The 20225-nt window shown below is 65.1% G+C and carries 17 protein-coding genes and 1 pseudogene; all 18 read left to right on the top strand.

Going from position 1 to position 20225, the window contains the following annotated elements:
* Positions 1 to 74 precede the first annotated feature (74 nt).
* Positions 75 to 1607 carry a murein biosynthesis integral membrane protein MurJ gene (gene murJ / locus KA261_11180; GenBank protein ID MBP7698360.1) on the top strand — a complete coding sequence of 511 codons (1533 nt, stop codon included), beginning with the start codon at positions 75 to 77 and terminating at the stop codon, positions 1605 to 1607.
* Positions 1607 to 3859, top strand: coding sequence for a ComEC/Rec2 family competence protein (locus KA261_11175; GenBank protein MBP7698359.1), 2253 nt, complete (start codon positions 1607 to 1609; stop codon positions 3857 to 3859). The genes murJ and KA261_11175 overlap by 1 nt, the downstream gene beginning before the upstream one ends.
* A 109-nt stretch (positions 3860 to 3968) precedes the next feature.
* The gene (locus KA261_11170) at positions 3969 to 5171 is read left to right on the top strand and encodes a DUF4388 domain-containing protein (protein MBP7698358.1); all 1203 of its coding nucleotides are present in this window, start codon (positions 3969 to 3971) and stop codon (positions 5169 to 5171) included.
* Between the two features lie 2 nt (positions 5172 to 5173).
* A complete protein-coding gene (locus tag KA261_11165; protein ID MBP7698357.1) occupies positions 5174 to 5542 on the top strand; it encodes a hypothetical protein in 369 nt (122 codons plus the stop codon).
* 105 nt (positions 5543 to 5647) lie between these two features.
* The gene (locus tag KA261_11160; GenBank protein ID MBP7698356.1) at positions 5648 to 6496 is read left to right on the top strand and encodes a hypothetical protein; all 849 of its coding nucleotides are present in this window, start codon (positions 5648 to 5650) and stop codon (positions 6494 to 6496) included.
* A gap of 16 nt (positions 6497 to 6512) precedes the next feature.
* Complete coding sequence (locus KA261_11155; GenBank protein MBP7698355.1) at positions 6513 to 7505, top strand: hypothetical protein; 993 nt, start codon at positions 6513 to 6515, stop codon at positions 7503 to 7505.
* Positions 7489 to 7830, top strand: coding sequence for a roadblock/LC7 domain-containing protein (locus tag KA261_11150; protein MBP7698354.1), 342 nt, complete (start codon positions 7489 to 7491; stop codon positions 7828 to 7830). The genes KA261_11155 and KA261_11150 overlap by 17 nt, the downstream gene beginning before the upstream one ends.
* 38 nt (positions 7831 to 7868) lie before the next feature.
* Positions 7869 to 8438, top strand: a pseudogene (locus tag KA261_11145) (GTPase domain-containing protein).
* Positions 8439 to 8893: 455 nt separating this feature from the next.
* Positions 8894 to 9391: a roadblock/LC7 domain-containing protein gene (locus KA261_11140; protein ID MBP7698353.1), complete on the top strand. Its 498-nt coding sequence runs from the start codon at positions 8894 to 8896 to the stop codon at positions 9389 to 9391.
* 85 nt (positions 9392 to 9476) lie between these two features.
* Entirely contained in the window at positions 9477 to 11174 is a 1698-nt protein-coding gene (gene pilB / locus KA261_11135) for a type IV-A pilus assembly ATPase PilB (protein MBP7698352.1), read from the top strand.
* Positions 11175 to 11319: 145 nt separating this feature from the next.
* Positions 11320 to 12396, top strand: coding sequence for a type IV pilus twitching motility protein PilT (locus KA261_11130; protein MBP7698351.1), 1077 nt, complete (start codon positions 11320 to 11322; stop codon positions 12394 to 12396).
* Between the two features lie 26 nt (positions 12397 to 12422).
* Entirely contained in the window at positions 12423 to 13622 is a 1200-nt protein-coding gene (locus KA261_11125; GenBank protein ID MBP7698350.1) for a type II secretion system F family protein, read from the top strand.
* A gap of 96 nt (positions 13623 to 13718) precedes the next feature.
* Complete coding sequence (locus tag KA261_11120) at positions 13719 to 15425, top strand: PAS domain S-box protein (GenBank protein MBP7698349.1); 1707 nt, start codon at positions 13719 to 13721, stop codon at positions 15423 to 15425.
* 90 nt (positions 15426 to 15515) lie between these two features.
* Positions 15516 to 17282 (top strand): peptidylprolyl isomerase, encoded by a 1767-nt coding sequence (locus KA261_11115; GenBank protein ID MBP7698348.1) that lies wholly within the window; start codon positions 15516 to 15518, stop codon positions 17280 to 17282.
* Complete coding sequence (locus KA261_11110) at positions 17272 to 17913, top strand: phosphatidate cytidylyltransferase (GenBank protein MBP7698347.1); 642 nt, start codon at positions 17272 to 17274, stop codon at positions 17911 to 17913. Before KA261_11115 ends, KA261_11110 begins: the two co-directional genes overlap by 11 nt.
* A gap of 108 nt (positions 17914 to 18021) precedes the next feature.
* The gene (locus tag KA261_11105) at positions 18022 to 18228 is read left to right on the top strand and encodes a cold shock domain-containing protein (GenBank protein MBP7698346.1); all 207 of its coding nucleotides are present in this window, start codon (positions 18022 to 18024) and stop codon (positions 18226 to 18228) included.
* A gap of 107 nt (positions 18229 to 18335) precedes the next feature.
* A complete protein-coding gene (locus KA261_11100) occupies positions 18336 to 19367 on the top strand; it encodes an aminotransferase class I/II-fold pyridoxal phosphate-dependent enzyme (GenBank protein MBP7698345.1) in 1032 nt (343 codons plus the stop codon).
* Positions 19364 to 20146 (top strand): MBL fold metallo-hydrolase, encoded by a 783-nt coding sequence (locus tag KA261_11095; GenBank protein ID MBP7698344.1) that lies wholly within the window; start codon positions 19364 to 19366, stop codon positions 20144 to 20146. Before KA261_11100 ends, KA261_11095 begins: the two co-directional genes overlap by 4 nt.
* Positions 20147 to 20225: the final 79 nt, after the last annotated feature.

The raw sequence follows: 20225 nt of genomic DNA, 5'->3' as shown, positions 1-20225 counted from the left end.
TAAATATACGCGGCACGGGCAGCTTGTCAACTCCTGAGGCAAAGAAAAGTTCCCTCCTGGGATCAGCCACAACGGTGTCCGCCTGGACTGCCTTCTCCCGCGTCCTCGGCCTCGTTCGCGAACAGGTCATGGCCTTCATCTTCGGCGCCGGCATGGCCACCGATGCCTACGTCACCGCCTTCCGCATCCCCAACCTCCTGCGCGACATGTTCGCCGAAGGGGCCCTGTCATCCGCCTTCGTCCCGACCTTCAAGGAGCGGCTGGTCGCCGGCAGCAAGGACGAGGCTTTTCACCTGGCCAACGTGGTCATGACCGCCATCCTCGTCGTCGTCGGCCTCGTGGTGCTCCTCGGCATCGTCGCCGCGCCGCTTCTCATCTACGTTTTCGCGCACGGTTTCACCGCCGATGCCGTCAAGTTCGACCTCACGGTGAGCATGACCCGGATCATGATGGCGTACCTGCTGCTGGTGTCGCTCTCGGCCCTCGTCATGGGCATGCTCAATTCTTTCGGCCGCTTCGGGCTCCCGGCGCTCTCGCCGGCCATGTTCAACCTCGGCACCATCGTCGTGGTCCTGGCTTTCTACAAGGTGATGGACCCGCCGATTTACACCATGGCGATCGGCGTGCTCGTCGGCGGTCTCGGCCAGGTCGCCATTCAACTGCCCGCCCTCCTGCGCATCGGCTACCGCTTCCGCTTCACCATCTCGCTGTTCGATGCCGGTCTGCGGCGGGTGATGCGGCTGTTGACGCCCATGATTATCGGGCTGTCCGCCGGCCGCATCAACATTCTCGTCTCCACGCTCATCGCGTCATTCCTCGCGGAAGGGGCGATCTCCTACCTCAACTACTCCTACCGCCTCATGCATTTCCCCCTGGGCGTGTTCGCCGTCGCCATCGGTACCGTCGCCCTGCCGCAGGTGGCCGAACTGGTGGCCCGCCGCCAGCACGACCGGGTCGGCGATACCTTCCTGAACGCCGTCGGCCTGAACTCCTTCGTGGTTATCCCCTCCGCCGTCTTCCTCGCCCTCATGGGCCGTCCCCTCGTCGACCTCGTCTACCAGTGGGGGGCCTTCTCCAGCCTCGACAGCGAACAGACGGCGCTCGCCCTGCTGCACTACTCCTACGGCCTGGTCGGCTTCGCCGTCGTCCGCGTGGTCGTGCCGTTCTACTATGCCTATGAGGACTCCCGGCTTCCGATGAAAATCTCGATCCTCGCCGTCGTCGTCAACCTCGTTCTCTACGCTCCGCTGGTGTGGCTGCTCGGGTTTGCCGGACTGGCGGCGGCCACCTCTCTGGCGGCCCTGCTCAACGCCGGCCTGCTGATCTGGTTTCTGCCGCGCAAGGGAGTCGCCGTTTCGTTCGGCCGTCTGGCCTTTCACACGGCGCGGATCACCGTGATCGCGCTCGTGGCGTTCTATGTTGCGCGCGTCATCCCTTATGACGCCGTCATCGCCCTCGATGACGGTCTCCCGCAACGGACCCTGGCGGTGATTCTTCCGGCGCTGGTGGGCGCCGTGCTCTACGTTGCTTTTTCCTTGGCCCTGCGTACTCGCGAGATTACCTTGTTGAGAAACAGGTTAGTGCGAAGACGTCGGGCGGGGAATTGATGGCGCGCGCGTATCCGGGGATATTCCTTCTCATTGCTCTTGCCGGCGGCATTCTCGCCGCTGATTTCCTCCGCGCCTCCGCCCCGGCCTTTTTGCTGGCCGCGCTGGGCGGGTTGGTGGCGGCTGCCGCCGCCCTGGTTTTCCGGCGACCGTCGGCTGCCGCCGTGTTTTTCGGCCTCGTCTTGGCCGGCCTCTCGGCCGCACATTTCGCCCGCGACACCTATGATCTCGGTTCCCGCAGCCTCGGCCGCTACGCCGATAGCCGCACCCGCTATCGGCTGGTTGGCCGCGTCGATGACTGGCCGGAACTCCGCCCCGACCGCATCGAGCTGACCGTCCGCCTCGATTCCCTCGGACCCGACCGCATGGCCGCGGTCGAGGGCCGTCTCCTCCTGAGAATCGCCGATACCGGCGCGGCCGTGCAGTTCGGCGACCGGGTCGAGCTCTCCACCCGCCTGTATCCGGCGGCCGAGAGGGGAGAGGGGGCCGCCTCCCGCCGATCGCTGCTGGTAAAGGGCGTGGGAGCGCTGGCTTATGTCCGTGCCTCTCAGGACGTGCGCCGCCTGCCGCGCCCGGCGGTTGGGCTGATCCCCGTGGTCGACACTGTGCGCGCCGCCATCGGGCAGTCGCTCCGCCGGACACTGAGCCCCCGCGCCGCGGCGCTGGCCGGGGGTTTTCTCATCGGCGACACCCGCGACATCCCCCCCGACCTGTATCGCGCTTTCCGCGACTCAGGCACTTTACACGTGCTCGCCGTGTCCGGTTCGAACGTGGCCGTGGTCGTGGGTTTCGTCCTGGTGCTCCTGCGGCCCTTCCGAACCGGCCGGGTCGCGCGCACCCTCATTCTGCTTGTGGTGGTTGTGTTCTTCGCGCTCCTCTGCCGCGGCGAACCCTCGGTTGTACGCGCCTCCGTCATGGCCGCTCTCATTCTGCTGGCCCGCCTCGCGGGGCGGCGCATCGATCTGAACAACCTGGTCGCCCTGGCCGCCGCCGCCATCCTCCTGTGCGCCCCCGCCCAGTTGTTCAGCGTCGGTTTTCAATTGTCGTTCGCGACCGCCTGGGGGCTGGTCTTCGTCACGCCCCGGGTCTACCGGCTTCTCGAAGGCCGGGCGCTTGGCCCGCCGGCCCGGTGGTTGTCGCTGGCGGTCATCGTGTCGCTGACGGCGCAGCTCTTTTCCGCTCCCCTCGTCGCCTGCTATTTTCACCGTGTGCCGCTTCTTGGGCCGGCGGCCAACCTGGTCATTGTCCCGCTCGTGTCGGCGGCGGTCGTGGGGGTGCTGGCGACTCTCACGCTCGATTTCGTCTGGCCGCCGCTCGGCGCTCTCGCCGGCGCCCTCGTGGACCGCCTGATGGATCTCATCCTCGGGGCGCTGGGCCTGTTCTCGGGAGAGCGCGCGCCCGTCCTCGACACCGGCGCGCTGCCGCCGGCTGCCGCGGTCGCTGCCTACGCCGCCCTGATTGTCGCCGGCTTCGCTCTCGGATCGCTCCCGGTGCGGCGGCGGGCGGTGCTTGGCGGCCTGGTCCTCCTCAACGGCGCGCTCGCCTGGCTGGCCCTCGGCCCCCGGCCGCCCCGGGTCGTCTGCGACATCCACATCACGCGCGTCCCCGGCGGGGTGGCCGCCGCCATCGTCCCGGCCGGTGCGGAGCGGGCCGATCTGGTCATCACCAACCTCGCCGCCCGGGACTACCCGGTGGTCGACCGCGTCCTGATCCCCTGGCTGGAACGCCTCGGTCGGCCGGGACTCGGCCGGGTAGTGCTGTTGTCCGCCGATTATGCCGGCGCGGCCGAGCTCGCGCGCTTCGCCGACAGCCTGCGCGCGGACACCCTGTTTGTCCACGGCCGGCTGCACGGCACCATGGGGGACATCGCGGCACGGTCCGGGCGCTGTCCACCCTGGCGCCCCTTCGGCGGGGCGGAGCCGCCGGCCGGCGAGGGCCTGGCGCTCTGCGCCTGGGGCGCGGTGCTCGCCGCCCGGGGCCTCGAAATCCTGTTCCTTCGGACCGACGGCGATCTCGCGGCCGCCCGCTGCGCCCCCGACCGCGCCTGCTGGCTGGTCTGCGGCGATGAAGCGGCCGCGGACGACCTCCGCTCGATCGGCCGCCCGCCCGCGGGTCTGGTCTGTGCAGAATTTGCACAGACCGAACCGGACTCCGTCCCCGCCGCCGTCTTTGACCTGCGCCGGTTCGGGTCCGTGCGCCTGCGGCTGACGGCCGGCGCCGCCCCCTCGGTCCGCGTGGAAACCGGCCGCTGAACCTTTTCCCGTCAAGTTCCGATTGGCGGCTCCCGATACATATAGAGAACTGGCGTACCCGCGCTGGCGGGGCCTACCATGGTGTGGAGAGAAGGAAGAAGGGTCGCAGATGAGTCTATCCGGTAACCTGAAAACGGTATCATTCCCCGACATCCTCCAGCTTCTGGCGACGGGGAAGAAGACGGGACTGCTGGAAATCAGAACCGCCAGCAGGCAGAAAGAAGTTGCCTTCCGCGACGGCAACATCATTCACGCCTCGTCGGTAAACTCCGCCGAGGACCTCCTCGGTCAGATGCTGTTGAACCGCGGCCGGCTCTCGAAGAAGGATCTCGACCGGGCCATCACGCTCCATAAGCAGACCGGACGGCAGCTCGGCACCACCCTCATCGACATGGGCGTCTTCGACAAGCACGAGATCGCCGAGTGCCTCAAACAGCAGATCGAAGAGATTGTGTACAACCTGTTCTCGTGGAAAGAGGGCGAGTTCCTGTTCCATGAGAACGCCCACCCCAAGAGCGCCCCGTTCCTCGTCGAGCTCAGCACGATGAGCGTCATCATGGAGGGGACGCGGCGCATCGACGAGTGGCTCGAGATCCAGAAAGTGCTCCCGCCCGACGACGTCCTCCTGGCGATCTCGCGGTCGCCCCGGACTAATGAGGAGGAGTTCAAAATCTCCGTCGACGAGTTCCGGCTCATCGGCCTCATCAACGGCGAGCGCACCCTCCCCGACCTCATCAACCTCTCGCCCATGGGCGAGTTCGTCACCTGCCGCGCCATCTACCGCCTTATTGTCAATCACCTCATCGAAGCGGTCGGGCGGCGCGAGCAGAAGAACCAGGTCGAGGAGGACGAGGAAGAGGCCGTGCTCCGCATCGTCTTCCGGCTCTACAACAATGCCTTCTACCGCATCCGCACGCTCTTCGAAGAGTACCTCGGCGAGGACAACACCACTTTCGCCACCTTCGCCGCCCAGTACCGCGGCAACCTGCTGAACTTCTTCCCGGGCGTCGACCCCAAGTCCGACCTCATGCCCTCGTTCGACAAGTTCCTCGCCGCGGTCCAGGCCATTCCCGCGCCGATTCGGTTCCAGACGTTGTTCCGCGACCTCGATGACGCCCTGGCCGAACAGCTCCAGTTTATCTTCGAACTGCTCGGCGTCGGGGCCTATCGCGACGGCGTCACGACGGTCAAGGGCGAGATTTCCGAGCCGCTGGCCACCCGGCGCGACTTGGTGAAGCGATACGCGATCGAAGAAAATTTCAATCAGGCCGTGAAACGGTCTGCCCGCGTTGTCAAAATGGTGAGAGGGTGAATATGAAACGCACGATTATGTCCGCTCTGCTGCTGGCCGGGGCGTTGGTACCGTTCTCGCGCGCCGAGGCCGCCAACATCGCCGCCATTATCAACCCGCCGACCTTCCTGAATCTCCTGGTCCTGGTCGGCGCGGTCGTGTGTACCGCCGGCGCCGTGCAGGTTTTCTCGCTAGTACGCGGCGGCCGCCTGAGCCGCTGCTGGCAGTGGTTCATCGGCGGTTTCGCCGTTCTGGCGCTGGCCGAAATTATTTTGTTGTGTGGCCTGTTTGAACTGCTGACATTGCCGGAGTTCGTTGTGCCAACGTTACTTCTGGTCATGGCCGGGCTGTTCTTGTACGGCGTGCGGGAAATCAAACGAACGTTGAGCTGACGGACATTCAAGTTGACATAACTTGCTGCAATCTCTATATTTAGTGAGCAGAAAATGTTGTCGACCGAAAAGACCTTGCAGCAAAGAGACTTACGGACACAGTAGATGAACAGTACCACCGAGCTGGACGAACGGATATCCAAGTGCCGCAAGATCCTCGAAGAGGATCCCAATTCGCAGATTTTTGCGGCGCTGGCCGAATCGTATCGCAAGAAGGGTGAACTCGACAAGGCCTTCCGCGTCTGTCAGAACGGCCTGAAAGTCCACCCCTCCTACGGCTCGGCACATGTGGTCATGGCCAAGATCAACCTCGACCGCGGCCTCTACGACTGGGCCGAGGTGGAGGCGAATAAGGCCATGGAGCTGGACGGGCGCACGCGCACGGTCGAGCTGCTGCTCGCGGAGATCTACATTTACAAAGGGGAGTTCGAGCGCGCGGTCAAACTCCTGAGCCAGCTGCACCAGGCCGACCCGGGCAACGCCCAGATCGAACGCCTGCTGGAAATTGCGCGCAAACTGCCCGAGGAATCGCGCGCCGTCACCGAGCCGGCCGCCCCGGCGCCCACGGCTGCCCCCGGACCGACCGCCGCCGAACCCGATCTGCCCCTCCCGCTGGCGGTTCCGCAGATCCTCGACGAGGCGCGGACCATCCCCGGCGTGCCGGGCGCCCTCTTCGTCAATTTCGAGGGTCTGGTCATCGAGACCCGGTGGCAGCTGGACATGGACCAGGCCCGCTGTGGCGCCACCATCGGCGAACTCGGCAACGTGCTGAACGAAAGCCTGCTCGAAGGCTCCTTTGGGGCCGTCCGCTCTATCCTCGTGGAAACGGCAGGCCCTACCTTCTACGTCATACGGGAGCAGGACGGCGTCTTCATTTTCGTGGGCGATGAGTCCTGCAACCTGGGAACGCTGCGGATGAGAATAGAAAAGCTGGTGGCCCGCTACCAGCCCTAGCTGCGAAGGACACGTTATGGACAGGAACGGACGATACAGCCGGCCGATCGTGCTGCTGTCGCTCATCGTGCTGATTATCCCGATGGTGCTTTTCCCGAACCGGCTGGGAACCGATCTGGCGCGCGCCTCGCTCATCTACCTGATGTACGAGCTCGCCTGGTATCTGGCCGCCGTCTTCGCCCTCACGCGGCGCACCAGTCTGCTGCCGCTGGCGCAGGCGGCCGGCATCTGCCTGCTCTACCGCCTGGCCCTCGGCCTGGCTTTCGGCCTGATGATCGCCGTCGCCTATGCCATGAACCTCCGGGTTTCGCTGACACTGGCGCTCTCGAGCTACCTCCCGGCGGTGCTGCTGCACGTGGCCGCGGCGCCGTTCATCCTCATCCCCGTGGTCCGGCGCGTGGTGGCGCCGGTGCATCCGTGGCCGGTGCTGGTGACCGACCGACAGGAGGGCGACTCGCCTATGCATGACGTCAAGAAGACCCACACCGCCGGCAGCCCGCGCGGCTTGGCGGCCGCGAGCGCGGCGCCGGCCGAGTGGCGGTCCGACCCGGAGCGCCACGGCCGCTCAGAATCCGAACCCGCACCCATGCGGCCGGGCGACGCCAACGGCTTTGACCGCGCCACCAGCTACATCGGCGAAAACCCCGCTGTCCGCGCCGCCGCCGTCGTCGATATCGAGGGCCTTCTGCTCGGCCATTTCCAGCGCGGGGGAGACCTGGCCGAAGACTGGGCGCCTCTGGCCCGCCTCTTTTACGAACACAACCGGGACGTCGCCGCCCGCTTCAGCGGCGGCCTGCCCCAGCGCCTCGCGCTCAGTTTCCCCGATCGCAAAATCATCATCGCCCGGGAAGAGACGTTCTACCTCATGGTCGTCTCCGAACACCACCATGACGAGCTCCTGAACGTCCGCTTCTCCCAAGGCCTCGAGATAGTCAGGAAATATGTTGCGGAACGGTACGGCCAGGAGCGAGCCGTGAACGCGGAGAATGTATATGTACGAAATTCTTAGTGAGCTCAACAAGACCAGCGGGGTCACCGGATCCATGGTCGTCGGGAGCGACGGCATTCTCATCGCCGCCGACCTCGACGCCTCGTTCGAAGGAGAAACGGTCGGGGCCCTGGCGGCCTCGATCACCAGCAATATCCAGAAGAGCCTCCACCGCCTGGACGGCCATCCTCTCCGGCAGGTCACCATCGAATCCGAGGAGGCCAAGCTGTTTTTCACCGATGCCGGTCTGGGCATCCTGGTGGTCACAACCGAGAAGGACGTCAACGTCGGACTGATCCGTTTGGAGATCAAAAACGCGATCGAACGCCTGCGCACCGTCCGGTAACCGCATGCCGACCAACGACGACATAGGGACGAGACGACATGGTATCGATTAATTACTCCGCCCGCGAAGTGTGCTGTAAGATTGTCTACTATGGACCGGGGTTGTCGGGCAAGACGACCAACCTCCAGTACGTCCACGCCAAGGTGCCGGGCAACACCCGCGGCAAGCTGATTTCGCTGGCCACCGAAGCCGACCGCACCCTCTACTTCGACTTCCTGCCGATCAACATCGGCACCATCAACGGCTTCGCCGCCAAGTTTCAGCTCTACACCGTCCCGGGCCAGGTCTATTACAACGCGACGCGCAAGCTCGTGCTGCGCGGCGTCGACGGTCTGGTCTTCGTCGCCGACAGCCAGCCGAGCAAGATGGACGAGAATATTGAATCCCTGACCAACCTCGAGGAGAACCTCCGCGAGTACGGCTACGACATCGGCGAGCTGCCGGTCGTCATCCAGTACAACAAACGCGACCTCCCCGGCGTCCTCCCCGTCGCTGAACTCGAGCGCCAGCTCAACCCGCGCGGCTGGCCGTCGTTCGAGGCCTCGGCGACCGTCGGCAACGGCGTGTTCGACACCCTGAAGATGATTATCAAAATGGTGCTGGAGAAGGCCAAGAGTTCGGGCAGTTCGCGGCCGCGGGCGATCACGCCGATGGAGGACCGGGTTGCTCCGGCGCCCGAGGCTCCGCGGGTGGACGATCGCGAGGAGGCGGCCGCGACCGAGACGCCGCCCGCGACGGCCGCGGAATTCGCCCGCCAGGGCCGCCCGGCCGCCGCCGAGGACCCCGAGTCTGTGCAGTACCGTCCGTACCCCGGTTCGCGCACGGGCGCGGCGGCCGAGAGTGCGCCTGCGGCGGTCACCACGGCCGAGCCGCCCCGGCCTTCGGCGCCGTCGGTCGCCGCCGCCGGCAGCCTCGCCCGGACGCCGGTCTCGGCCGCGACCGGAAGCGGCACCGGCGCCGTTTCGCCCCACATGGCGCCGCCCCTGCGGCGCAAGAAAGAGGACAAGAAGCGCGGCTTCTTTAAGCGTCTGTTTGGATTGAAATAGCCACCCAGGAGGCAGGAATGTCTGACGATAGTCTCATTATTTACGAAGAAGAAATCAACCAGATTGACGCGCTGATCTCCAAGATGCTCAAAGGAGCCGAGGCGAAATGCGCCCTCCTGGTTGACAAGGACGGACACCTGATTACCCGTCAAGGCTTCACCCACTCGCTCGACACGACCGCCCTGGCCGCCCTGCTGGCCGGCTCGTTCGCGTCCACTAAGGAAATCGCCAAGCTTGTCGGCGAACCCGAGTTCTCCGTGCTCTTCCACCAGGGGAAGAAGGACCACATCCACATGTCCCTGGTCGGCGAGCGCTCGATCCTCGTCGTCATTTTCGACGACCGGACGACGATCGGGATGGTGCGGCTCTACGCCAAGGAGACGTCCGCCGAGCTGGCCAAGATCTTCGACACCATCAAGGCCACGGCCGCGGAAAACAAACAGCAACAGGCGAAATTCGCCAACGAGTTTGCCCAGGGAGCTCAGGACAAGCTGGACGACATCTTCCAGGACTGAGAGACTCCGCCCCTGCGGTGGTGCGGCGGAGGGACGACACGGGACTGCATGGGTAAACAGCACATGAGGTGCTGACCGAGGAACTATGCCTTCAGACATCGGGGCAATGCTGGTCAAGGCCGGCAGAATCACACCGGAACAGGCCGAGAAGGCCGATCGAATGGCCCGCGAACACGGCGAGAAGCTCGAAGCCGCGCTCGTCCGCATCGGCGCCGTCGAGTCGGAAGAGGAGATCGCCAAGTTCATCGGCAAACACCTCAAGATCGGCGCCATCCGCCTCGAGGACATCGAGCTCAACCCCGATATCGTCAAGCTCATCCCCGTCGACATCGCGCGCAAATTCAAGGTCATTGCCGTCTCCAAGCTCAACAAGACCCTCCTCGTCGCCATCAGCGACCCGAACAACATCTACGTCCTCGACGCCGTCAAGTTCATCACCGGCTGCATCGTCCAGCCCGTCCTGTCCCCGGAGAGGGCGATCGAGAAGGCGATCGACCAGTACTACGCCGACGGCGGCGGGCTGTCCGAAATCGTCAAGGGGCTCGAGGATGCCGAGGGACTCGAAGTGGTGGAGGCCGAAGACGGCCCGAGCGACATGGACCTCATGTCGGCCATTCAGGACAAGCCGCTCGTCAAACTCGTCGACTCGATCATCGGCGACGCCATCCGCATGGGCGCCTCCGACATCCACATCGAAATGTACGAGAAGCGCATCCGCGTGCGCTACCGCATCGACGGCGACCTGCGCGAGATGGCCCCGCTCCCCTTCAAGTACCGCGCCGCCATCGTCTCGCGTGTCAAGATCATGGCCGACCTCGACATTTCCGAGCGCCGCCTGCCCCAGGACGGCCGCATCAAGATCAAGATCTCCGGACGCACCGTCGACCTCCGCGTCTCTGTCCTCCCGACCATCTTCGGCGAGAAGGTCGTGATGCGTATTCTCGATCCGAACGCCCTCATGGTCGACATGACCCGGCTCGGGTTCCGCGAGGAGGACCTGGCCAAGTTCGACAAGGCCATCCACCTGCCCTACGGCATCGTCCTGGTGACCGGCCCGACCGGGTCGGGTAAGACGACCACCCTGTACTCGGCCCTCAAGCAGATCAACACCGTCGACGTCAACATCATGACCGCGGAGGACCCGGTCGAGTTCAACTTCGACGGTATCAACCAGGTGGCCGTGAAATCCGACATCGGGATGACCTTCGCCGCCGCCCTCCGCTCCTTCCTGCGGCAGGACCCCGACATCATCATGGTGGGGGAGATTCGCGACGGCGAGACGGCCGAGATTGCGATCCGCGCCGCCCTGACCGGGCACCTGGTGTTTTCGACGCTCCACACCAACGACGCCCCGTCGTCCATCAACCGCCTCATCGACATGGGTGTCCCGTACTACCTGGTCGCCTCGGCCACCAAGCTCATCCTGGCCCAGCGGATGATGCGCAAGATCTGCCAGAACTGCAAGGAGGAGATCAACCTCTCGCCTGAGCAGGTCGAGAGCCTCGGGGCGCCGAAAGAACTCCTCCGCAACATCCGCGCCTTCGAGGGGCGGGGGTGCCGCGAGTGCGGGGACACCGGATCGGCCGGCCGGACGGCGGTTTTCGAGGTCATGCCGATCACCCCGGAAATCGAGCGGCTGATTCTTAACCGCGCGCCCGACACCGACATAGCCCAGAAGGCGCTGGAGCAGGGGATGTTCAGCCTGCGCATGTCGGCCGTGGAGAAGATGAAAGCCGGCCTGGTGTCGATCGACGAAGTTTTCGCGGTCACCACGAACACCTGATCTCTCCAAATCCGCCTGTCCGCCAACCGCTTATCGAGCCCGCCACGGGCCTTTCCGGTCAAGATTCCGCCTCGCCCGCCGATAATAGTACAGAAGATATCGGCCCGAAAAAACGAATGCCGGCCTCATAGATTGGGAGATCGAGATGTTTACACTCCGCGAGCTGCTGGAAGAGATGGTGAAACTCAACGCCTCCGACCTGCACCTCACCGTCGGCTCGCCGCCGGTCGTGCGCGTCGACGGCCGTCTGCAGCGCCTCAACTACGATGTGCTGACGAGCGAGCAGACCAAGAAGCTGTGCTACTCCATGCTCACGGAGAAGCAGAAGCTCAAATTCGAACAGAACTCCGAGCTCGATTTCTCCTTCGGCATCGAGCAGATGAGCCGCTTTCGCTGCAACGTTTTTATGCAGCGCGGCAACATCGCTGTCGTCCTCCGGCAGATCCCCTACAAGATCCGCACGTTCGATGAGCTCGGTCTGCCCAAGGTGATTGCGGAATTCGCCAAGCTGCCGCGCGGGCTCGTCCTCGTGACCGGTCCGACCGGCTCCGGGAAATCCACCACTCTCGCCGCCATCATCGACAAGATCAACCGCGAGCGGCCCGTCCACATCATCACCGTGGAAGACCCGATCGAGTACCTGCACCGCCACCAGGCGGCCCTGGTCAACCAGCGCGAGGTCTACTCCGACACCACCTCGTTCGCGACCGCGCTGAAGTACGCGCTGCGCGAGGATCCCGACGTCGTGCTCGTGGGCGAGATGCGCGACCTCGAGACGATCGAGGCGGCTTTGTCGATTTCGGAGACCGGCCACCTCGCCTTCGCCACCCTGCACACCAACTCCGCCTCGGAATCGATCAACCGCATCGTCGACTCCTTCCCGACCAACCAGCAGGAGCAGGTCCGGGTGTCGCTCTCGTTTTCGCTCCAGGCCATCGTGTCTCAGGCGCTCATACCGAAGATCGGCGGCGGGCGGGTCATGGCGCTCGAAATCATGGTCTGCACCCCCGCGATCCGCGCCCTCGTCCGCGACGACAAGGTGCACCAGATGTACTCGATGATCCAGTCGGGTCAGAAGTACGGCATGAAGACGATGAACCAGTCGCTCTCCGAGCTCTACCTGACCGGCAAGATAACCCTCAATGACGCGATGAGCTATAGCTCGAACACGCAGGAACTCGGCGAAATGCTCTCCCGCCAGAAATCTCCGGCGTTTTCGTAATGTGAGTATGGGAAAGGACGTTTGCCATGCCAGTATTCGAGTATAAAGGCAAGACGCTCGCCGGCGCCGCCGTCCAAGGCTCGCTCAAAGCCAAGAGCAAGGGCGACCTCGAACGGGTCCTGCGGCAGAACCGCATCCTGGTCACCTCCATCAGCAAGCGGGCCCCGGAAATCAGCCTCCGGATCGGCACCGGCATCAAGCGGATCCACGTCTCCCGCTTCACCCGGCAGTTTGCCACCATGATCGGCGCCGGTCTCCCCATGGTCCAGTGCCTCGAGATCCTCGCCGCGCAGTCGGAAAACCGCGAGCTCGCCCGGATCATCAACGATGTCAAAGAGGGCGTCTCCGGCGGCGCGACTCTCTCCGAGGCCATGGCCCGCCACCCCAAAATCTTCGACCCCCTCTATACCAACATGGTCGAAGCCGGCGAGGTCGGCGGCGCCCTCGATTCCATCCTCGTCCGCCTCGCCGTCTACCGCGAGAAGGCCGACAAGCTGATTCGCAAGGTGAAAGGAGCGATGGTCTACCCGAGCGTCGTCATGATCGTCGCCATCGGCGTCACCACCGCCATGCTCACCTTCATCGTGCCCGTCTTCGCCAAGATGTTCGAGGGACTCGGGTCGGAACTGCCGGCGCCCACCAAGATCGTGCTCCACATCTCGCATTTCCTCCAGGCCAACTTCGTCTTCCTGACGATCGGGCTGATTGGCCTGGTCGCCTTCATCCTGTGGTGGCGCAAGACGCCGCAAGGCGGGCTGGTCTGGGACAAGTCCATGCTCCGCATGCCCATCCTCGGGACTCTCGTACGCAAGTCCTCGGTCGCCCGCTTTACCCGGACGCTCGGAACGCTGCTGTCTTCGGGCGTCTCCATCCTTGACGCCATGGACATCACCGCCCGGACCGCCGGCAACCGCGTCATCGCCAACGCCATCAACAAGTCGGTCATGGCCATCGCTGAGGGCGACACGATCACCGGGCCGCTCAAGGAATCGGGCGTGTTTCCGCCGATGGTGACCCAGATGATCTCTGTCGGCGAGAAGACCGGCGGCCTCGACGAAATGCTCAACAAGATCGCCGAGTTCTACGATGAGGAAGTCGACGACGCGGTCTCGGCTCTGACCTCGATCATCGAGCCCGTCATCATCGTCTTCATGGGTATCGTCATCGGCGGCATCCTCATCGCCATGTACCTGCCGATGTTCGACATCATCGGGAAGATCGGCTGATCCCGAGATCCCGCCGCCGGCGCTGGGCCGGCCGCGGACACCGAATGACCCTGCTGGACGGCGCCCTCCGCGGCGCCGTCCGGCGTGCGGGAAACCATGGTTAGCGCCGAACACCCCCGCCGTCTCGCGTGGTTCATCCCCCTCCGGTTGGCCACTTTCCTCGTGGTCTTCTTCGTCGTCGTCTTCTGGATGAAATTCCCCGGTTTCCTCGCCCTGCCGTTCTTCCTCTACGCCGGCGTCACCCTCGGCTTCACGCTCCTGCTGGCCCTGGACAAGCAGCAGCGGCTCGGCGCCGTGACCACCGCCATGGTGGCGCTGCACTTCCTGTTGGAGATCGGCGTCGAATCCGGCATCATCTACGCCACGGGCAACGTGAACTCCCCGTTCTCGGCTCTCTTTGTCCTGACGATCGTCTCGGCCGCGCTTGTCTACCGTCTGGTCGGTACCCTCGTCATCGCCTCCACCGTCGCCCTGGCCTACGCCTTCATCGTCTGGCTCGGTCTGACCAACAGCGATCCCGAGTGGTCGCTCCGGGCGCTGCGCACGGTCTTCGACACCCAGGAAACCGCCTTCTACTCGATCTTTCTGCACCTGCTGATTTTCTATCTCGTCGCCTTCATCGCCGGCTACCTCGGCCAGCGCCTGCGCGACCAGGATCGCCGCCTCGCCGACGCCTCCCGCGCCCTTCGCCGCGCCCGCCTGGAGACCGACGATATCCTGCGCCACCTCAATTCCGGGCTCATCACGATTGACGCCGAGGGCTGCATTGTCTATTTCAACCGCACCGCCGAGCGCATCCTCGGGTATTGCGAGGAGGACATCAAGGGTCTCAGCTGCGACCAGGCCTTCGCCGACCGCATGCCGGCCCTGGCCCGGAGCCTGATGGACGGCGTCCGGCGGCGGGTCGCCCACCTGCGCCAGGAGCTCGAGATCATCAATCCGCTGGGCCGCCGCGTTCCCCTCGGGCTGTCGATCTCCATTCTGACCGAGGAGGACAAGGCCACGCCGCGCGGCGTCATCGCCATCTTCTCCGATCTCACCGAGGCCAAGGACCTGGAGGCCAAGGTCCGCGCGGCCGACCGCCTCGCCGCCGTGGGCGAGCTCTCCGCCTCCATCGCGCACGAAATCCGCAATCCGCTCGCCGCCATCTCCGGCTCCGTCGAGGTGCTCAAGAGCGCCCTCCCGGTCGCGGGGGAGAACGCCCGCCTCATGGACCTGATCGTCAAGGAGTCCGACCGGCTGACCAAGATCCTCAGCGAATTCCTCCTCTACGCCCGCATCGACCGGCCCAGCTACACCAAGGTGGACCTGTGCCGCCTGACCAGCGACGTCCTCCATATCCTCTCCCACCACGAGTCCCGCCACCCCGGCATCCGCCTGGCTTTCGATGCCGATCAATCGGTGGTGTACGTGGCGGGAGATGAAGACCTGCTCACCCAGGTGCTGCTGAACCTCGGGGTCAACGCCTGCGAGGCGGTCGGGGCCGCTCCCGGCGACGTACACTTCCGCGTCTTCTCCCGCGATCCGGAGAGAGTCGTGCTGCAGGTCGCCGACACCGGGTGCGGCATGGCACCGGAAGTCATGCGGCGCATGTTCCAGCCGTTCTTTTCGACCAAGCGCCAGGGGACCGGCCTGGGCCTGGCGATTGTCCACCGCGTCTGCACTGCCCTCAAGATCGGCCTCGCCGTCGACTCCGCTCCCGGCCGGGGGGCCACGGTCACGCTCGAATTCCCGGTGTGCATGCCGCGGCCCCAGCTCCAGGGCGCCGCGACCGCCTCGGCGGCCCCCGCCGCCGTCCGCTGACCGCCCGATTTTGGTTGGCTTTTCTCCGCCCGTTGTATAACTTAATCAGCCAACCGGATCCCGTGTGATCGCAACCGTGACGGAGAGATGATGGCCTTACGAACCTATGCCCGGCTGACGGGCGTCCTCGCACTCGTGATCGCCGCCTGCGGCGAGCCGCCGACGCTCACCCACGAATCCGTCGACCGCTTTGACCGGGTCGTCGCCCGCGTCGATACCGTCTACACCCTCACCTTCCCCGAGTTCTACCGGAAACTGGAAGAGAGCATTCTGCTGCCCGACGGCGGCCGGCTGTCGCAGCGGGAGGTGGCCGACGAACTGGATCGCGTCGTCATGGACACGCTCGCCGGTCTGGTCGCCGACACCGTCAACCTCGGCGCCAACTACGAGCTCAACCGCATCTACCGCCAGCGGTACTACGAGTACCTTCTCCGCCGTTTTGGCCAGGTGGCTTTCTTTGAAAAGACCTCGGTCGATTCCGCGGCCGTGCGGCAGTATTACGAACAGAACCTCGCGCAGTTCACGACCCCGGAGGAGGTCGACGTTTCGCACATTCTGATCGCCGCCGGGAACCTGCCCCACGACCGCGATTCGCTGAAGTATCGCGGCCTCACCCAGCCGGAACTGGCGGCGGCGGCCGAGAAGCATGCCTGGTACGTGAAATCCCTGCTCGACCAGGGTCATCCCTTCGATTCCATCGCCCGCGAGTATTCCCACGACAACCTGATCGCTTCCTACGGCCCGCGGATCGGCTGGGTCCGGCGGGGCGTCTATGAACACCCCTTCGATTCGGTCGCTTTCGGTCTCGCCCCGGGCCGGTACTCCGATCCGTATTTCGCCTCGAACAGCTGGCATCTTATTTACGTCGCCGCTTATCACTCCGACACCACCGCCCCGCTGGAGGGGACGATCGCCGACCAGGTCACCGTCCATCTCCGCACGGCGGCCGCCGACTCCCTCGCCCGTCCGTTCCTGGACTCGCTCGATGCGGCCATGCAGCTTGAAATCAACGAGGCCATCCTTGACAGCAATGTCTTCCTGTTGCCCAAGCCGCTGTGGGCGGCGGTGGTCAACGGCCGCGATACGGTCGACATGGCCGACCTCCAGAGCCTCGAGGAGGGATTCCGGAAGCGCCACCGGGTGGACAACACCACCCCCGACATGAAGCGGGAGATGATCCAGATTGCCGCCCGGCGGTATGCGCTGGTGCAGGCGGCCCGCGCCGCCGGGATCGAAGAACTCCCGGACGTGAGGGAGCAGGAGTTCAAGCTCCGCCGCCAGTACCAGAAGACGATCGTCCTGCGGCAGGGGCTGGATGACGGCTGGACGCCGTCCGACGCCGAGATCGAGGCCTACTATCGCCGGAACTACCGCGAGACGCCGATCGACAAACCCCTCGTCGTCCAGCACATCATCGCGCCCGACTCCGCGTCGGCCGCTTTCCTCCGCGACCAGGCGCTCGCCGGCCACGATTTCCTCGCTCTCGCCGAGCAGTACTACCCCGGCGATTCGAGTCTCCGCCGCGACCTCGCCGACCTCGGGCCGATCGGGCCGCAGGACGTGTCCCCGGAATTCTATGAGGCGGCCCGGGTGACGCCCGATGGCAACGTCAGCTTTCCCGTCCAAACCCAGTACGGGTGGCACGTCATCAAAGTGCTGGAGCATCGCACGCCGATAACTCTGGACAAAGTGCGGACGCAGATCCGGCAGACCCTGCGCGATCAGCACCTCCGCGAGATCACCACGACTTTCCGCGACCGGCTCTACCGCCGCTTCGCCGTCTCCTTCCCGAATCGCCTGCCGGCGGTTGACCTCCGCCCCATACGCGACCGGCAGGAGGGGCAGGATGGACAGTGATGTGACAGTCTCGGCGCCGCCGTCCGCTCCGCCGCCGATCAGCTTTCGCAGCGAGCTGGCGCGCAAAGCCACGCACATGTTCGCACTCGTCATCCCGGCCGGCTACTACGTTCTCGGTCTGGGGCGCGGGACCATGCTCGCGGTCATGATCCCGGTGGCCCTGTGCACCTTCTTTGTCGATCTCGCGCGCCTGCAGGGGCGCCCGCTCTGGCGGGACATCTTCGGGCCGCTTTTCGGCCGCATGATCCGGGCCCACGAGGCGGCCGGGGATTTCACCGGTGCCACCTACATCCTCGCCTCCACCGTCGCCACCGTGGCCCTGTTCCCCAAAGCGGTTGCGGTTGCCGCCCTCGCCTTCACCGTGGTCGGCGACAGTCTCGCCGCGGTGATCGGGCGACGCTTCGGGCGGCGCCGGTTTCTCCACGGCAAATCGGTCGAGGGCTCGCTGGCCTGCTTGGCCGGCACGGTAATCGTGGCTCTACTCACTCCAAATCTGGCGGCCCCGGCCGCGTTTGCCGGCGCTCTGGCCGCCACCGTGGTCGAGGCCCTCCCCCTTCAGATCGACGACAACGTCACAATTCCGCTGCTGTCAGGCCTGGTCATGACCCTCGTATTGCGTATTCTGGGCTGAAAATCGGCCGGCCCGCCCTTTTTTGCTTGTCTGCCGGGGTCGAAATCCCGTATAATTAAGTGAAGGCTGACATATCTGTCATAACCCGAACCCGCTAGCGGAGGGTCTATGTCCAAGGGTACTGTGAAGTACTTTAACGATCTGAAGGGATGGGGCATCATTTCCAGCGCGGATTCGCCCGAGGACATCTACGTTCACTACACCTCAATTAACATGAACGGATTCAAGACCTTGCGTCAGGGACAGGAAGTCCTGTTCGACCTGATTCACAGCAATGGGCGCCCCCTCGCCCAAAACGTTCTTCCCTCGCGCTGACTTGTTCTGCATCACCGACTTCTGAAAGGCCGTGCCGCTGGAACACGGCCTTTTCTTTTTCCCCCCGCGTCTTGTCCGGGCCCTCCGCGCTCCCTATATTCCCGCCCATGAGGAAGATCATTGATCTGCGCTCCGATACCGTCACCCGCCCGGTCCCGGCCATGCGGGCGGCGATGGCGGCCGCCGAGGTGGGCGACGACGTTTTCGGCGATGACCCGACCGTGAACGAGCTCCAGCGCACGGTCGCCGATTTATTCGGAAAAGAAGCCGCCCTCTATGTCCCCTCCGGCACCATGGGCAACCAAATTGCCCTGAAAGCCCAGACGCGGCGGGGGTGGGAGCTCCTCTGCGACCGCGAGTGCCACATCGTCAACTACGAGGTCGCCGGGCCGGTAGTCCATAGCGGCCTGCTGGTGAATCTCATCCCGACCGAATACGGCCTGCTGACGGCCGAGGTGGTCCGCAGCCACATCCGTCCCGTCAACCTCCACACCCCGCGCACCAAGGTTGTCGCGCTCGAGAACACCCACAACCGTCACGGGGGAACCATCCTGCCCCAGGACGAAATCCTCAGAGTCCGCGAGGTGTGCGATGAGTTCGGGCTCGTATTCCACCTCGACGGCGCCCGCATCTGGCATGTCCACGTCGCCACCGGGCGCCCGCTGGCCGAACTCGTCGCGCCCTTCGACTCGGTGTCGGTCTGTCTCTCCAAGGGTCTCGGGGCGCCGGTCGGCTCGCTTGTCCTCGGTTCCGCGGCGCTCATCGACGTCTGCCGGCGCGAGCGGAAGCTGTTCGGCGGCGGCATGCGCCAGGCCGGCATCGTCGCTGCCGGCGGTCTCTACGCCGTGCGGCATCACATTGGGCGCCTGGCCGAGGACCACGCCAATGCCCGCTATCTCGCCGCGGCGCTCAACGAGTTCAAGCTGTTCAGCGTGGACCTGGCCCGCGTCCAGACCAACATCGTCCTGGCCGACATAAACGGCGCGGAGACCTCCGACTCCGTGCTCGCCCGGATGAACGAGGTCGGCGTGTGGGCCATCGCCTTCGGCCTCAAACGTATTCGCTTGGTCACCCACCTCGATGTCCCGCGCGCGGACTGCGAGGAAGCCGTCGCGCGGCTCCGGACCATCCTCGTATGACCGCGCCGCGCCCCGCCGACAAACTCACCATTCTCGGCACCTCGGCCGGCATGCCCCAGCCCGACCGCGCCGGCTCCGGCTGCCTGCTGACGGTCAACGGCCGCCACTCGCTCCTCGACTGCGGCGGCGGCATATGCGCCTCGTTCCTGCGAAGGGGGTGCGATCCGCTAGCGGTCGACCGCGTCTTCGTCACCCACACCCACCCCGACCACTGCACGGAACTCCCCCTCTTTCTCCAGATGCTGCACCTCGCCGGCCGCACCGACCCGGTTGAGCTGTTTGTCCCCGATGAGTTCGTGGAACCCCTCCGCGCGCTTTTGGCCGCCATGTACATCCCGAGGGAGAAGCTCCCTTTCGAACCGCGGCTGTGCGGTTACAGCGACGGCTTCCGCTACTCCGGCGATTTCACGCTCACGGCCCGCGCCAACGACCACCTCGTCCACAACCGGGAGCTGTTCGCCCGCCTCGGCCTGCCCAACCGCATGCAGAGCCATTCTTTCGACATCGCAGTCGGCGAGCGGCGCCTCGTGTACAGCGGCGACCTTAAGGCATTCGAGGAAATTCGGCCCTGGGTGGACGGCTGCGCCTGTGTCCTCATCGAGGCCACCCACGTGGATCTTCCCCCGCTCGTCGAGTTCGCCCGCAGCGCCGCCGTCGGCCGATGGATCTTCACACACGTCCAGAGCGCGGCCCACGTCCGCGATCTTCACGCCGCCCTCCAGGCGGCCGGTCTGGAAAACTACGTCGTGGCGGTCGACGGCATGGAGTTCCCGCTCTGATCGACGGGCTCGGGCCGGGCAGGGGAGAGGCGCGGTCACGGGGCCGCCGCGGGTGCGCGTGCCAAAAGAAAAGGCAGGT

This window comes from Candidatus Zixiibacteriota bacterium, assembly GCA_017999435.1.
GTDB lineage: Bacteria > Zixibacteria > MSB-5A5 > GN15 > FEB-12 > JAGNLV01.
Note: the sequence above shows the minus strand (reverse complement) of the source record. Positions and strands in the feature narration are given on the sequence as shown.